Origin of the sequence: Pseudomonas sp. 22082 (genome assembly GCF_052046055.1) — a bacterium.
GTDB classification, from domain to species: Bacteria; Pseudomonadota; Gammaproteobacteria; order Pseudomonadales; family Pseudomonadaceae; genus Aquipseudomonas; species Aquipseudomonas pharyngis.
Genome location: NZ_JBQEQB010000018.1, coordinates 134717 through 149876, shown reverse-complemented (window position 1 = coordinate 149876; position 15160 = coordinate 134717). Strand labels below are relative to the sequence as shown.

13 protein-coding genes are annotated in these 15160 nt (G+C 61.1%); 6 read left to right on the top strand and 7 right to left on the bottom strand.

The annotated features are described in order from the left end of the window. The first annotated feature begins 156 nt into the window (after positions 1-156). The 3 genes from ACTJK9_RS20765 to ACTJK9_RS20755 are packed head-to-tail and all read left to right on the top strand — an operon-like array spanning position 157 to position 3722. Positions 157-816: a paraquat-inducible protein A gene (locus ACTJK9_RS20765; protein WP_039766393.1), complete on the top strand. Its 660-nt coding sequence runs from the start codon at positions 157-159 to the stop codon at positions 814-816. Beyond that, positions 803-1426, top strand: a complete 624-nt coding sequence (locus tag ACTJK9_RS20760; RefSeq protein WP_007951771.1) for a paraquat-inducible protein A — start codon at positions 803-805, stop codon at positions 1424-1426. Before ACTJK9_RS20765 ends, ACTJK9_RS20760 begins: the two co-directional genes overlap by 14 nt. Further along, on the top strand, positions 1419-3722 hold the full coding sequence (locus tag ACTJK9_RS20755; protein WP_440815888.1) for a PqiB family protein: 2304 nt from the start codon (positions 1419-1421) through the stop codon (positions 3720-3722). Before ACTJK9_RS20760 ends, ACTJK9_RS20755 begins: the two co-directional genes overlap by 8 nt. Positions 3723-3921: 199 nt before the next feature. Here the strand turns inward: ACTJK9_RS20755 and mksF are convergent, their stop codons facing one another. The 3 genes from mksF to mksB are packed head-to-tail and all read right to left on the bottom strand — an operon-like array spanning position 3922 to position 8730. Then, positions 3922-6762, bottom strand: a complete 2841-nt coding sequence (gene mksF / locus ACTJK9_RS20750; protein WP_064599430.1) for an Mks condensin complex protein MksF — start codon at positions 6760-6762, stop codon at positions 3922-3924. Continuing rightward, positions 6759-7460 carry an Mks condensin complex protein MksE gene (gene mksE / locus ACTJK9_RS20745; RefSeq protein WP_011335946.1) on the bottom strand — a complete coding sequence of 234 codons (702 nt, stop codon included), beginning with the start codon at positions 7458-7460 and terminating at the stop codon, positions 6759-6761. Before mksE ends, mksF begins: the two co-directional genes overlap by 4 nt. After that, the gene (gene mksB / locus ACTJK9_RS20740) at positions 7450-8730 is read right to left on the bottom strand and encodes an Mks condensin complex protein MksB (protein WP_440815884.1); all 1281 of its coding nucleotides are present in this window, start codon (positions 8728-8730) and stop codon (positions 7450-7452) included. Before mksB ends, mksE begins: the two co-directional genes overlap by 11 nt. Before the next feature lie 231 nt (positions 8731-8961). Here mksB and ACTJK9_RS20735 point away from each other — a divergent pair, with 231 nt between their 5' ends. Then, the gene (locus tag ACTJK9_RS20735) at positions 8962-9714 is read left to right on the top strand and encodes a hypothetical protein (RefSeq protein WP_064599426.1); all 753 of its coding nucleotides are present in this window, start codon (positions 8962-8964) and stop codon (positions 9712-9714) included. Next, complete coding sequence (rimI, locus tag ACTJK9_RS20730) at positions 9707-10159, top strand: ribosomal protein S18-alanine N-acetyltransferase (RefSeq protein ID WP_039766383.1); 453 nt, start codon at positions 9707-9709, stop codon at positions 10157-10159. The genes ACTJK9_RS20735 and rimI overlap by 8 nt, the downstream gene beginning before the upstream one ends. Positions 10160-10287: 128 nt before the next feature. Here rimI and ACTJK9_RS20725 read toward each other — a convergent pair whose 3' ends face one another. Beyond that, positions 10288-10692 (bottom strand): serine kinase/phosphatase, encoded by a 405-nt coding sequence (locus tag ACTJK9_RS20725; protein ID WP_085613414.1) that lies wholly within the window; start codon positions 10690-10692, stop codon positions 10288-10290. A 141-nt stretch (positions 10693-10833) separates the two neighbouring features. Here ACTJK9_RS20725 and can point away from each other — a divergent pair, with 141 nt between their 5' ends. Further along, complete coding sequence (can, locus tag ACTJK9_RS20720; RefSeq protein ID WP_007951756.1) at positions 10834-11478, top strand: carbonate dehydratase; 645 nt, start codon at positions 10834-10836, stop codon at positions 11476-11478. Between the two features lie 8 nt (positions 11479-11486). Here can and ACTJK9_RS20715 read toward each other — a convergent pair whose 3' ends face one another. The 3 genes from ACTJK9_RS20715 to ACTJK9_RS20705 form a co-directional block, all read right to left on the bottom strand. Then, a complete protein-coding gene (locus tag ACTJK9_RS20715; RefSeq protein WP_440815880.1) occupies positions 11487-12014 on the bottom strand; it encodes a lysine methyltransferase in 528 nt (175 codons plus the stop codon). Positions 12015-12195: 181 nt separating this feature from the next. After that, entirely contained in the window at positions 12196-13368 is a 1173-nt protein-coding gene (locus ACTJK9_RS20710; RefSeq protein ID WP_221398101.1) for a hypothetical protein, read from the bottom strand. A 61-nt stretch (positions 13369-13429) separates the two neighbouring features. Further along, on the bottom strand, positions 13430-15157 hold the full coding sequence (locus ACTJK9_RS20705) for a J domain-containing protein (protein ID WP_440815877.1): 1728 nt from the start codon (positions 15155-15157) through the stop codon (positions 13430-13432). Positions 15158-15160 lie beyond the last annotated feature (3 nt).

The window sequence follows — 15160 nt, the reverse complement described above, 5'->3', positions numbered from 1 at the left end:
TCGTCAAGATTAAATTCCGAAACCCCAATTGCGAAAGCAGTTGGGGTTTTGTTTTGTCCGTTGAAAAGTTTTACTCGCGACAGCGAACAAATTTGCACAGTTATTTTCGAATCAGAACACTAGAATAGCCCCACCTTTTTCGGAGCCAGAGCCTTTATGTCAGATCCGGTTGGCGCCCAAGGGCTGTCAGAATTACCGCTGGAAGACTTGGTGGCCTGTCATGAGTGCGACCTGCTGATGCGCAAGCCAACCCTTGCTCATGGCGAAAAAGCCCTCTGCCCACGTTGCGGTTACGAACTGTATGCCCATCGCCATAATGTGGTGCAGCGCAGCCTTGCCCTGGTGATTGCGGCATTGCTGTTGTACATCCCGGCAAACTTTTTACCCATCATGCAGCTCAATATCCTCGGGCAATCCTCGCAGGATACGGTATGGAGCGGCGTGCTCGGTCTGTTCAACACTGACATGCAGGGCGTTTCGATCGTGGTATTTCTGTGCAGCATGGCCATACCGCTGCTCAAGCTGCTCTGCCAGTTGTTCGTTTTACTCACAATTCGCTTCAATGTCGGCCGCAGCTATGGTCTGTTGCTCTACCGCATTTATCACCACCTCAAAGACTGGGGCATGCTTGAGGTCTATCTCATGGGCGTCCTTGTCGCGATCGTCAAACTGGCGGACATGGCGGCCATCACCGTCGGCCTCGGTCTGGCATGTTTCATCGGTTTGTTACTGGTTCAGGTCTGGCTCGAAGTGGTGATGTCGCCGCACCAGATCTGGCAGGCGTTATCAGGAGAAGATGCCCATGCGGGCGATTGATGCAGGCATTCTGATCTGTACCGAATGCCACGAACTGAACAGGCAGGATACCGACAGCGATGTGCAGACCTGCACCCGATGCGGTGCGCTGGTTCACGCCCGGCGGCCCAACAGTCTTGCGCGAACGTGGGCGCTGTTGATCACGGCTGCGATTATCTACATCCCGGCCAACGTGCTGCCGATCATGACCGTCAGCTCGCTTGGTCAGGGGGATCCGAGCACGATCATGTCCGGTGTCATCCAATTGGTGCAGCACGGCATGATTCCCATCGCCGCCGTGGTGTTCATCGCCAGTATCCTGGTGCCGACATTCAAGCTGGTGGGCATCGCGCTGCTGCTGTTTTCCGTACAGCGCCGCCAACCCTTGTCCGCACGTCAGCGGATCTGGATGTACCGCTTCATCGAGTTCATCGGCCGCTGGTCGATGCTTGATATTTTCGTGATCGCCATTCTGGTGGCGGTCGTCAACTTCGGCCGGCTTGCCAGTGTCGAAGCCAATCTTGGCGCCATCGCCTTCGCCAGTGTGGTGATTCTGACGATGCTCGCCGCTGTCACTTTCGATCCCCGACTGATTTGGGATAACACGGAGTCGGACGCCGACCATGACTGATTTGCCTGTAGCGAAAACCCGACCGGCTTCGAACTGGTCTGCCATCTGGGTGCTGCCCCTGATCGCCCTGATTATCGGCGGCTGGCTCGGCTGGCGTGCCTACAACGAAACCGGCATCGAGATTCAGGTGCGTTTTGAAAGCGGTGAAGGCATTCAGGCCAACAAGACTGAAGTGGTCTACAAAGGCATGCCGGTCGGCAAGGTGAAGGCCCTCAAGCTCGATGATGAAGGCAACTCCAAAGGTGTCATCGCAACTATCGAGATGAACAAGGATGTCGACCAGTACCTGAAGACCAGCACCCGTTTCTGGCTGGTCAAACCGAGTGTGACGCTGGCCGGGATCACGGGTCTGGAAACTCTGGTATCGGGTAACTACGTCGCTATCAGCCCTGGTGAAGGCGAACCGACCCGAAAGTTCAAGGCCCTGGCCGAAGAACCGCCGCTGTCGGACTCCAAACCCGGTCTGCACCTGACGATCAAGGCCGATCGCCTCGGTTCGCTGAATCGCGGCAGCCCGGTGTTCTACAAGCAGATCAAAGTCGGTCAGATCAAAAGTTACGTGCTGTCGGAAGACCAGAGCACGGTCGAGCTCAAGGTGTTCATCGAACCGACCTACGCCAAACTGGTGCGCAAACACACACGATTCTGGAATGCCAGCGGCATCAGCATCGACGCCAACCTGTCCGGCGTGAAAGTGCGCAGCGAATCCCTGGCCAGCATCGTTGCCGGCGGCATCGCCTTCGCCACCCCGGAGAATCGCAAGGACAGCCCGCCCACCGATCCAAGCCTGCCGTTCCGTCTCTACGAAGACTTCGACGCGGCCGCCGCCGGCATCCGCGTGAAGGTCAAACTCAGCGATTTCGAAGGCCTGCAAGCCGGGCGCACTCCGGTGATGTACAAGGGCATTCAGGTCGGTAACCTGAAAGCGCTGAAGATCGATCCGGATCTGTCCAGCGCGACCGCCGAACTGACCCTTGATCCGCTGGCCGAAGACTATCTGGTGACCGGCACGCAATTCTGGGTGGTCAAACCATCGATCTCCCTGGCCGGCATCACCGGTCTGGAAGCGTTGGTAAAAGGTAACTACATTGCCGTAAGACCGGGTGACAAGGGCGGTGCTCCGCAACGTGAATTCGAAGCCCGACCAAAGGCTCCGCCGCTGGATCTGCGCGCACCCGGCCTGCACCTGGTGTTGTTCACCGATACCCTCGGCTCGATCGATGTCGGCAGTCCGATCCTCTACAAGCAGGTCAAGGTCGGTTCGGTGCAGAGCTATCAGTTCTCCAAGACCCGCAAACAACTGGTGATCGGCGTCCACATCGAGAAGGAATACGAAAACCTGGTCAACGCTTCGACCCGGTTCTGGAACGTCAGCGGCGTCACGCTGACCGGCGGGTTGACCGGCGGCATTCAGGTCAAGAGTGAATCGTTGCAGACCCTGATGGCCGGCGGCATCGCCTTCGAAACGCCGCAAGTCAAGGCACCGCTGCAAAAGCGCATTCCGCGTTTCCGTCTGTTCGCCAACCATGATGAAGCGAATCAGAAAGGCGCCGTCGTCACCATCAAGGTCGATCGCGCGGACGGTCTGCGCAGCGGCACCCCGGTGCGCTTCAAGGGGCTGGACGTCGGCAAGATCGAAAGCGTCGACCTGACCGATGATCTGCAATCGGTGATCCTCACCGCGCGCATCACCGAAGTCCCGGAGAAGATCGCCCGTGTCGGTAGCCAGTTCTGGGTGGTCAAACCGGAGTTGGGGCTGATCAAGACCTCGAACCTGGAAACCCTGGTCACCGGCCAGTACATCGAAGTGCAACCGGCGGCCAAGAACCTCGGCCCGCAAAAGAACTTCGTGGCCCTGGCCAATCCGCCGGAAGTCACCAAGCAAGAGGCAGGCTTGAGTCTGGTACTGAGCGCTGCCCGTCGTGGCTCGCTGAAACCGGGCGTGCCGGTCACCTACCGTGAGATCACCGTAGGCAAAGTTACCGGTTACGAACTGGGCCAGACAGCGGATCGCGTGTTGGTACACATCCTGATCGAACCGAAGTACGCGCCACTGGTGCGCAGCGGCAGTCGCTTCTGGAACACCAGTGGCGTCGGTTTCGACATCGGGCTGTTCAAAGGCGTAACGGTGCGCACGGAGTCGCTTGAGACAGCTATTCAGGGCGGTATTGCCTTCGCCACGCCGGACGGCGAGCAGATGGGCAACCCCGCGCGCGCCGAACAAACCTTCCCGCTGTTCGACAAGTTCGAAGACGAGTGGCTGAACTGGGCACCGAAAATCCCCCTCGGTAAATAATCCGGGAAATATGGGGCGTTGTTGAGGACGCCTTCGCGGGCAAGCCCGCTCCCACAGGTTTTTGTGTTGAATACANCAATCCCTGTGGGAGCGGGCTTGCCCACGAAGAGGCCCTGTCATTCAGCACAAAATTCCGAGACATGAAAAAGGGCCGCGATCCAATGGATCGCGGCCCTTTTTTGTGCCCGTCAGTTACGCATCAAACCGCATCCAGCTCCGGCTCGTCGGCCTGGACATTGACGGTGGCCTTCACCACATCGTGGCGACGGATGTACTTCCAGTCCGCCTCGTCGATGTAGATCCCGGCCGGGCCGCTGCCGCCTTCCAGGTCGATGGCGACACTGGCGCAGACCTGCGGCTTCACGCTCGCCAGAATCGGCACGAAGCCCAGTTGCAGGCTGGTTTCCAGCAGCGCAGCCTGGTTCTTCTCGTCGATGTCCGCCGCCTCGTCGAGGTAATACGGCAGGCGCACGCGACCGGCCAGGTCGCGGTCCATCAAGTGCAGCAACAGGTACATGTTGGTCAGCGCCTTGATGGTCATCGTGGTGCCGTTGGAGGCCGCGCCATCGATGTCGGTGTGGATAACCGGCTGGCCGTTGACCTTGGTGATCTCGAACGCCAGTTCGAACAAGTCCTTGAGGCCGAGCTGGTTGTGGTTCGCCGCCACCAGCCGCGCCAGGTATTCCTTGGCCTCTTCGTTCTTGTTGTCCTGTTCCGCACTTTGGCTCAGGTCGAACACCGACAGGGTTTCGCCTTCTTCGTACTGACCGGCGCTGTGGATGATCTGGTCGATGTGCTTGAGCGCTTCCTTGTTCGGCGCGAGCACGATGCGGAAGCTCTGCAGGTTGGACACCTGACGTTTGTTGATCTCGCGGTTGAACAGCGCCAGTTGGTGCTCGAGGCTGTCGTAGTCACTGCGGATGTTGCGCAGGGTCCGTGCGATATCGGTCACGGCTGCACGACGGGCCTTGCCCAGGGTCAGGGCTTCGTCGGTACGGTGCGCGTAAGCGTTGATCAGCAACGACAGGCGGCGCTCCATATCGTCTTCACTGTCGAACTTGGCCACGCCCTTGAGGCGCACCTGCGCGTACAGTGCCTCGATCTGGCCATCGGCGCGCAACAGGCCTTGCCAGCTGTCCTGATAGTCATTGAGCAGCGGCAGCAGGTTGTCCATCGAATCGTCGACCGGATCCATGAACGGTGTGCCGAATGGCAGGTCTGCCGGCAACAGCTGACGACGGCGCAGGGCGTCGTCGAGGGTGCGTTGCTTGGCTTCCATGTCGGCGATCTGCCGGCCGACCAGTTGCAGCTTGGCCGACAGCTGCTGGACGCGCTCGGTGAACGCATCGCTGGAACGCTTGAGTTCGTCCTGCGCGGCTTCCATCTGCGCCAGTTGCTCCAGCTTGTCGCCTTCTTCGGCGCTCAGGGTCTGGGTGCGGCGGAAGTCTTCCAGCGCCTTCTGCGCATCCAGCACCTGCTGGTACAGCGCTTCGGTCTGGGTCTTGCTCGCGGCGCGGTCAGCGGCCACGGCTTGCTGGGTCTTGAGTTGCTTGAGCTCTTTTTCCAGACGCTCTTTCTGATCGCGCAACGCGGCACGGTCGGCCAGCGCTTGCAGAGCCGGCGGCTCGATGTGCGAGATGTCGATCGACAGGCCCGGCACTTCGAAACGCTCGCCCTTGAAGCCGTCGAGGATCAGCTCAACCGATTTCACCCATTCGCCATCGTCGTCGAGGGTGATGCCGTGCTCGCCCAGCGGCAGACTGAACAGCGCACTGTTGAACAGGCGCATCAGGCGCTCGACGTCCTGTTGCGAAAACTCTTCGCGCAGGCGGGCATAGCTGTTGTTGTCGGCGTGATCGAGTTGCTGCTTCACCGACTTCAGACGCTTTTCCAGATCGCGAAGACGTTCTTCGAGATCCTCGGCGCTGAACTGGCGGGACTGCGCCAGCGCACCGGCCAGTTCGTCGTGAGCGTCCTTGGCCGCCAGCAGTTGCTGCTCCAGAACCTTGACGTCATCGACCAGCGCGAAGCGGTTCTTCAGAACGGACAACTCGCCGAGCCAACGCTGGATGCCGGAGATTTCCCGCTCCAGACGCATCAGTTCCTGAGTGCCACCGCGCTGATCGTTTTGCAGATCGTCCTGCTCGCGACGGTAATGCTCGGCCTGGATGGTCAGCTCTTCCTTGCGCGCCGTGGCGTAGTCCGACCAGGTGCCGAGCAACGAGTCGAGCAGCGGCGACAGGCGATGCAGTTTGCCGCGCAGTACATCGCGCTGTTTCACGCCGTTGGCCAAGGCTTCGACCAGCGGGCCGGCAGCCACCAGCGAGTTGTAGTCCTGTTCCATGCGACGCACATCGCGGAAGGCTTCTTCGCACGCCGCGATGTAATCGACGCTGCCGGAACGCAGGCTGTGCTCGAACGCATCGAGGAACAACTGCTTGAGCTTGGCTGCGGTGATTTCGCGCATGTGCAGCAGGTTGATGAACAGCGCGCGGAAGGTCTTCAGGCTCTGCTCGCTGGTGGAGCGCAGCGGGATCAGGGTCAGATCCAGCGGGATCGAGGTGTGACCGCCAACCAGCAAGCGACGCAGCTCATCCGGCTTGAGTTCGTAGGCTTTCAGGCCTTCTTTCTCAAGGTTGCTGAATAGCTCTTTCTGCCGCAGGCAAGTGTCGTTTTTCTGGTAGTGCGCCAGATCGAGCTTGCCGGCATACGCGAAGAACTGGTGACCGAAACCACCGCCCGGGCCGCGACCGACCACGCCGATCACGTGCGGGCCATGAGGCAGGTTCACTTCGACGAGGATGTAGCTGGTGTCGGAGGCAAAGTAGAAGCGCCGGGACTGCTCCAGGCTGTACTTGCCGAAACTCATGTCCGACATGCGCGCCAGGATCGGGAACTGCAAGGCGTTGATCGAGGCGGATTTGCCGAGGTTGTTTGCGCCGTAGACCGACAGCGGTTCTTCCAGCGGAAACAGGCCGAGGCTGTAACCGGCGGTGTTCAAAAGGGCAAAGCGGCGGATGCCGTAGCGTTCCTGGCTCATGCGTCGGACTCCTGTTCTTCGGCAATGGCGCGGGCCAGTGCGTCTTCTTCGCTCTCTTCCTCAAATTCGCTGAGATCGAGCGGGTCGTCGGTGGCGAGGAATTTCGCCTCGGCCTCTTCGTCGATCAGCACCGGTGCCGGCAGGGGCAGAACGCTGTGCACGCTGGCCGCCAGATCGCGGTCCTGCTGAACCGACAGGCAGACGTCGAGGAACCGGTGCATCGGCGGCAGGAAACGGTACACGCCGTTTTCCTCGCTGGCGAAGCCGAGCTGGGTCATGCGGCGCATGATTTTTTCTTCGAGTTCTTCGACGGTCTGCACTTCAGCCTGGATGAACAGGTCGCGGTACTTTTCCAGCAGCGACGGCAGTTCTTCACGGCCGAGGCTGCCACCGTCGAGTACGGCGATCGGGTCGCGGCCCTGATCGGCCAGATGTTCGACCAGGATGAAAGTGAACAGCGCCAGGCGCTGGGCAGTCTTGTTCACCGCCGCAGCCGCCATGTCCGGCACGAAGTAATAAAAACCACGGGTGTCGCAGACCAGTTCGAAGCCCAGCGCCTTGAACAGCGTGCGGTACTGGTCCTGGAAGTTCGACAGTTGCGCGTACAGCTCCGGGTCGCGGCGGCTGACGTGGTAACCCTTGAACAGCTCGCGGAAGATCGGCGCGAGTTGCGACAGTTCGGATAGATCAAGATGCATTGGGGATGCTCGCAGAATCCTCGGCGGCGGTGTCGGCGGCCGAGAGCAGGGCGAAGGAGCGCAGGCTGACCTGGTGCTCGTGAGTGTGATATTCGCGGCGTTCCAGACGCTCGCGCTTGAAGCGTTTTTCCCGCGACAGGCGCGAGAACCAGTAAAGCAATTCGTCGGTCGCGCCGTCCGGTTCCTGCTCCAGCAGCCAGGTCATCAGATCCGGCATCGGCAGGGACTCTTCGCAGCGGTCGACCATCTCGCGCACGGTGCGTGGTGCACGCGGGGCATCGCCGGTCTTCTGCGCTTTGTGCGCCTTGGGGAAGCGCGCCGGTTTCGGCTCGAAACGCGCCAGGGCATAGACGTAGGCCTCAACCTGACTGGCGCTGCCGAGGAAGGTGCTTTGCGGCCGGGTGAACAGCGGCATCGCGGCTTGCGGTACGGCGTCAATGCCTTTGCGGCGGATCGCGGCCAGCGCCAGTGCAGCACCACGGGTCACGGCGTTGTGTCGGCGAGCCTCTTCACGCAGCGGCAGCAACAGTTCCCGGGCGTGACGCAAGGTCAACTGGGCACTGGTCTGCATTTCGAGGATGCGCGCGTGGGTGCGCAGCAGCATGTCGTCATCGACCAGATGGCCGAGGCGCTGCTGTTCGCTGAGCATCTTCAGCAGGACGGTTTCGACCTTGCGCACGCCTTGCTCGAAGGCGCCGTCGGCGTTTACCAGATCGATCATCGGCTCGACATATTCGTCCCAGGTCGCCAGCACTTCGGCATAACGCTGACGCAGCGGAATCTGCCGGTCGCTGGTCTTGGCCCGTTCGGCCACGGCCACCAACGCCTGTTCGTCGTTGTCGAGTTTCTTCAGAACGTCGCGCACGCGCATGTCGAGCAGACGCAGCTGACGGGCCAAATCATTGCCGTCACGGACGTCGAACGCATCCTGGATATAACCGGCCAGACGCTCGAGGTGACGCAGATAGGCTTCGATTTCCAGGCACAGGCCCAGACGGTGTTCCCGGCGCAGGTAGGCGAGGAAGTCGTGAATCTGCGCATTGAGCTCGAAACGGTTCGGGCTCTTGGCCACGGGAACCAGAATGTCGAGGCGGATCCACACGTCGAGCAGGCTGGTAATGTCCTGCGGCGTGCTGTCCAGTTGTTGGGCGGCCAGTTGCGTGCGCAGTTCGTTGAGGCTCAGGGTGCCCTGGTCGAAGTGCTCGCACAGTGGCTCCAGAAGTGCCCAGTGTTCAGCGAGGGCGCGCAAGACGCGCTTGGGTTCGATCATCGGAATGGCCGGCTGGTTGGCGATTAAAAGCCGCGATTGTACTGCATCACGAAGGATGCGATTCACTCTCGGGACGGGCTGTCGCTTTTCTTTGCGTCAAGGTATCGGTCAAGACTATCGATCAACAGCGGGCGATCTTGAGCGAAGGGCGGTAGAATCAGCGCACTTCAGTTATCCACAAGTGGCCGACCCTTGCTAATCGAGTCCCGCCGCCGCGCCTATTTGAACGCCATGCAGGTGGTCAATTGGCTGCCGCGCACCGAATTGCCCTTTGCCGCGCCGTCGCGGCCCGAGCTGCTGGACATGCCCGAGCCCGAGCCCGGGATTGCCGCGCCGGTGATTCCGGCAACCCCGGCCGAAGCGCCGGAGCAGCCGGCTGCGCGTCCGGTCGAGCGGCCGAAGATCGAGGTTCCGCGACCTTCGCTGGCCAGCACCCGTACGGGCGCCAAACCGGTCGAAGAAGTCGACGACACACCCGTGGTGGCCAAGCCGGCGCCGGTGCCGCCACCGCGTTTCGCCCTGCAATTGCTGCGCGCCGGCCGTTGCCTGCTGCTGGTGGAGTTACCCACAGGCGAAGCCTTCCAGTCGCGCGATCCTGCCTATCTGTTGCTCAAGGACATGCTGCGTGCCGCCGGCCTGCCGGACGCGCCGCAGATTGTCGGTGAGCCGGTGCGCTGGCCATGGCTGAATCGCGGCACGATGGATCAGGGCCCTGAAGCGGCCCGGGATTTCGTCCAGGGTTTCCTGTCGGTGCAGATGGAGGCGGCGCCGTGCGCCTGCCTGTGGCTGATCGGCCTGCCGGCGGTGCGCTTTGCTGGTGAGGCGGATGCCGAAGCGTTCAACCGTGAATTGCAAATCGAGGGTCTTGGCCTGGCGTGGGCCGTGCCGGGGCTGGAATTGTTGATGGAAGAGCCACAGCGCAAGGCCGCCGTGTGGCAAGCCATGCGTCGGCTGATGGCGCGCTGGAAAGAATCGAATGAGTGACGCTGTATCGTTTCGCCCGATGACCGAGGCGGATCTGGACGCTGTGCTGAAGATTGAATTCGCCGCGTACAGCCATCCGTGGACCCGCGGGATTTTTCTCGATGGCTTGGGCAAGTACCAGATCTGGCTGATGTTCGAAGGCGAGCAACAGGTGGGACACGGTGTGGTGCAGATCATTCTCGATGAGGCGCATCTGCTCAACATCACGGTCAAGCCGGAAAACCAGGGGCGCGGGCTGGGGCTGACCCTGCTCGAATACCTGATGTCCCGCGCCTACGCCGCCAATGCCCGGGAATGTTTCCTGGAAGTGCGCGACAGCAACACCTCGGCGTTTCGCCTGTATGAACGTTATGGCTTCAACGAGATCGGTCGGCGTCGGGATTACTACCCGGCGGTCGGCGGGCGTGAAGATGCCGTGGTCATGGCCTGCACGCTCGTCGACTGATCCTTTTTAAAAGCTTCGCGAGCAAGCCGCTCCCACTTTGGGATTGAGTCGTTCACAAATGTAGTGATTCAATCAAAACCAATGTGGGAGCGGGCTTGCTCGCGAAGGCGTCATATCAGGCAACGAGATTAGCGCTTGCGATCCAGCGGATCGCGGCGCGCCAGTTCCGCTTCATCCAGCCCGTTGCCGCCGCCGATGTCGTCCTCGTGGACCACGCTCAGATCCCAATCCGCCGGGTTGCCTTCGCCAGCTTCCTCGGCGTCCCGCGCACCGTCTTCATGGATCAGGGTTTCCGGGCTGAGGTCGTCGTCGGTAGGTTCATGATCGGCGGTCGATGCCCCGGTCAAACCGGCTTCGCGCACGCGCTCGCGCGGCATAAGCTGCTCGCGCTCGCGTTCGGGCAGTTCATCGCCGATCTTCGCACTGGGCTCTTCATCGTCGAAATCCAGCTCGTGCACCGACCCCATGCGGTCTTCGTTATCATCGATGGGCTCCGGTTGCACCGCATCATATGGACGTCGTGAATCAGTCATGGCAAATCCTCATACTGTGGGCCTTACTGAGGTGGACTCACCGGGCGCGCGAGAATTCAAAGCAAATCACCCGCGATTCCTGCGTGACCCCGACGGGCGGTCGACTGTCCTACCAGCGCATCTTTCTTGAGGCCTTACAGCATGCATGACTTACAAGACCTGATTGATAACAACGAGCGTTGGGCTGACGCGATCACCAAGGAAGACCCGGATTTCTTCGCCAAGCTGGCCCGCCAGCAAACGCCTGAATATCTGTGGATCGGCTGCTCCGACGCACGGGTGCCGGCCAACGAAATCGTCGGCATGCTGCCGGGCGATCTGTTCGTTCACCGCAACGTCGCCAACGTGGTGCTGCACACCGACCTCAACTGCCTGTCGGTGATCCAGTACGCGGTGGACGTTCTCAAGGTCAAACATATCCTGGTGACCGGGCACTACGGCTGCGGCGGTGTGCGGGCGTCGATGCAGGATCGCCAGTTCGGCCTGATCGATGGCTGGCTGCGTTCGATCCGCGACCTGTACTACGAAAAACGCGAAGAACTGGCCAAGCTGCCGACCGAAGAAGAACAGGTCGACCGTCTGTGCGAGCTCAACGTGATCCAGCAAGTGGCCAACGTCGCCCACACCAGCATCATCCAGAACGCCTGGCATCGCGGGCAGAGCCTGTCGATCCACGGCTGCATCTACGGCATCAAGGATGGTCGCTGGAAAAGTCTGAACACCACGATCAGCGGTTTCGAGCAATTGCCGCCGCAGTACCGTTTGCGTCCGGTCGGCGCGCCTTGATCGGTCGTTCAGCGTAAACCTTGCCGACGCCGCCAGTTCAGCAAATAGCGCTGGCCTTCAAGATTGGGTGTTTCGTCGTAACCGGTGATCCACCCACGGCAGTTCGAGGACCCGCAACCACAGGCAAACTGCCGCAGCAGTTTGTCTTCGGTGGCGGTGTAATCGATGTTCAGCCTTTCACCCTCCACAATATCGCGCAGGGCCCACACCCATAACTCGCTCATGTCGAGAAAGGTGTTCGGGTCGCAGCAATGCTCGAACGCGCCGCAAAAACGCGGATCGTAGAGGTGGATACCGGCCAGCAGTTGCCGGGTCTGCCGGCATCGATAGGGCAGCAGTTGGCCAGAAACCCGGCACATGCGGGTGATACGCAGGAATGCCCGGCATGCTACGACAGCGGTGGCCACGCCCTCGGGATCGTGAACAATCTCGAAATCCTGCTTCGACGGAAATCCCATGCGCACGGGGAGCCCGGCAAAAGGATAAATGCCCTCGGTATCGCGCGCCGGTTTACCCGGTAGTGCGTAAGTGTTCATAACGGTCCTTGTTGGCTTCGGTGTCGCGACTTCCCTCGGCTGGCGTCCTGTCAGTCCTGCAACACGATGATTGGATCCAAGATCCCGCCAATCACACTAACGGTCTACTGTCAGATCTGACAGGCGAAATAGACGCTTTCCCGGGTCAGCCAGGGCTGACACGGGAAGAACGTCCGATTGCTCAGAGGTGGGCGGCGGGCGCGGCCATGTCCGGCAATGGGCTTTTCAGCTCTTGTAGCTGGGATTTGACCGGTGAGGTCGAGCAGGTTTTGTCCGCTTGTGCCACGGTCTCGTTGCGGATCGTGGTGTAGAACAGCTCGCAGGTCTTGGCTTTCTGCGTCACTTGCCAGGTCTGGGTACAGCTGTTGAGCAGTGTTTTCGGGTCGGTGCCTGGTTTGCTGCCCATCCCGGCCTGCCAGCAGGCGGCGCTCAAGTCCTGACCCATCACCTTCAGACCCGCGGCATCGGCCTTGGCCTGGGCATCGTCGCCGGTGTAGTTGCTCGGATCGGCGGCGTACCAGATGTAGCTCGGGTGGTTGGAACCCAGCACCGGCACATTTACGCCCGCACTCGGGCTGATGGTCGCCAGGCCCAGTACATTCACGCTCGCACCGTATTGCTGCTTGATCCAGTTACGCACCGGCGCACCAAAGGCAACCATTGGCAGTACGGCGCCGCTGGCGTTCTGGCTGACCTGCTTGACCATGGTGGTCTGGTAGTCCTTGAAGTAGTCGTACACGCCTTCCAGATCCTTGCCGGCGCTGGCAGGCGCGGCGATCGGGGCGATGTCGATGATGGTCTGGTAGGCCGGCGTCTGGTCGGCGGGGATGCCATTGTCGGTCAGCAGCGCGGCCCAGCGGTCGGTGGTGTTCGAGCGCAGGTAATCCTGGGCCTGGGTCAGCGAGTAATCCGGCGGGAAGTGCAGCAGCTCGACACTCTTGCGGTTTTCCAGCGCCATGCCCAGTGGCAGGAACAGGTACCAGCTATACGCCCATTTGCCGTCGGCGTTGAGCTTGCTGGCGCCGGTGTAGGCCAGATCGCCGGCGTCCAGCAGCGCGGTCAGCGGTTTGTCGTAACCCTGTGGTACGCCGCTGATTTCGGCATAGAGCTGATCGTTGTCGTTTTTCACCAGCACTTTGGCGTTGGTGTAGCCGTCACGCTGCACGCTCTGGCTCAGGTAGTGGGCGACGGTCTGCTCCAGCGTCCAGTTGCGAAAGCAGATCACGCTGCAATTGTTGGGGTAGGCGAAGAGGCGGGTGACGCGTTCGGTGCTGCCCAGTTTCAGGTCGACATCGGCGTGGGCGGCGGCGCTCAGCGTGAGCGCTGCGAGGGTGAGGCCTGCAAGTTTCAACATGCTCAGATCCTTTTCAGCGAGGGTAAAACCTTGGTGGAGGGCAATCCGGCCCGCGTCTAGCCTAGCCGGGGAACAGGAGTTTCAGCGAATAACCAAGCTGACTCGCAAGAATCACGCCGGTCATGACCACCAGAAACAGCAGTTGCAACGGGCTGAAATGCGCCCAGTGCAGCGCGGTCAGCCATGGGTGCTTGTCGCTGAACTCCGGGTCGAGCGTGCCGATGCGCCGCTTGTGCCAGAGCCCGATCAGGATCACCCCGATATAGGTGAAGGCTCCCAGACCACCGAGCATGACCGAGAACAGCAGGATCATCACGGCTTGCGGTACGCCATGGCGCAGCACGAGCCAGCGGGTATCAGGGTTCCATCGGCGTGGAATGATCCTTTCGGTCAACCACAGATCCTGAACGATCAAATGGGCGCTGATCAGAAACCAATAACTCAAGCCGATCCGGAAAAACCAGACAGGAACGCAGGCGAAGGCCAGGGGAATGACGATGCTCATCGCCGTGGTCTTGTGCTCGGCGGGCAGATAGAACAGCCACAGCGCCAGCGCAATCGCGGCCCATGACCGCACCCAGGTTTCGGCGGCGATGTAGCGCGGCAGAAACCGTCGCCAGTAGAAGACGTCGGCATAGGGCAAGCGGGCAAGCAGGTCGGGGAAGCGCCACTTGAGGGTCTCCGACAGCTGCTGGCAGGCCTGCCAGTCCGCCGGAATGAAGCGGTCGGTCAGGTCTTTGTGTTGCCGCGGCTTCATCGGGCTGATCAGCATGCGCGCGGCCAGTGCGTCGGGCGACCCGTTGCGCAGATCTTCGGCCCGGGCGCAAAGAGTGTCGTAGAGGCTTTCCTGGTTGCAGCGCTCGATCAGCGCCTGCCAGAGCCAGTCCGGTTGCGGATGAATGCCCTTGGTGTCGTCCCAGCCAAATAATTGGGAGATACGGTCGAACAGCGGAACGCTCCACTCTGTGTCCTGCAGCAGTTGCAGAATGATCTGCTGCCAGTGTTCCCGACGGTCGAACACCTGGAGCCACGGTTGGGCCGTATAAGTCCTGAGCAGCGCGAGAAATTCGCGCTCGTTTTGCGAAGCGAGCAGCGTTTCCAGCGATTGCCGGTAATCCGTCAGCAGCTCGTTGGCGAGAATGCTGCGCTGCCCGTCGCCGATGACGATCTCCTGCCAGGGGCCCAGCCAACCCAGGTGCTGCACCGCCCAACGGGCAATCGAAAGGCGCAGGGCGGGCTGATCGAAGCACAACGTCAGCAACAATGTCTGGAACGCCTGCGCACAATCCTGCTGGCGCGCTTGCTCCCAGCGCTCGTCCAGGTTGGCTTCCGAGAGGCCGTTCAGCAATTGCGATGCGGCTTCAATGGCCGGGTCGGCGGTCGGCTGCTCGGGCTCCAGGTTAAGAGGCTCCGGATTCAGGGGCTGTACCCGCAAGATCGGCGATTCGAGCGGTGCTTCGGGCGCGGCCGGGGTCACCGGTTCAAATAGCGCCGCAGGGTAATCCCAGGCATCGGTCCCGGTCTTCTGCAGCGCCTGAGCCATGGACTGCTCTTGTGCCGTCAGCGCGGCGATCCCCGGAGCCTGCATGACGTCGCCGTGTTCCTCGGTCTCTTCGTTTTCCAGGCGCCATTGGGCAATCGACAGTGCGCGCTCATAAGCCTCGCGCAGGCGCTGGAAGCCTGCGGCATCCTCATCTGGCCGGAAGACTTTCAGCAGACGCGCATAGCTGCGCTTGATATCACGCAGCCCGGCGTCTTCGGGCAGTTGCAGGACGGACCAGCATTCCATGTC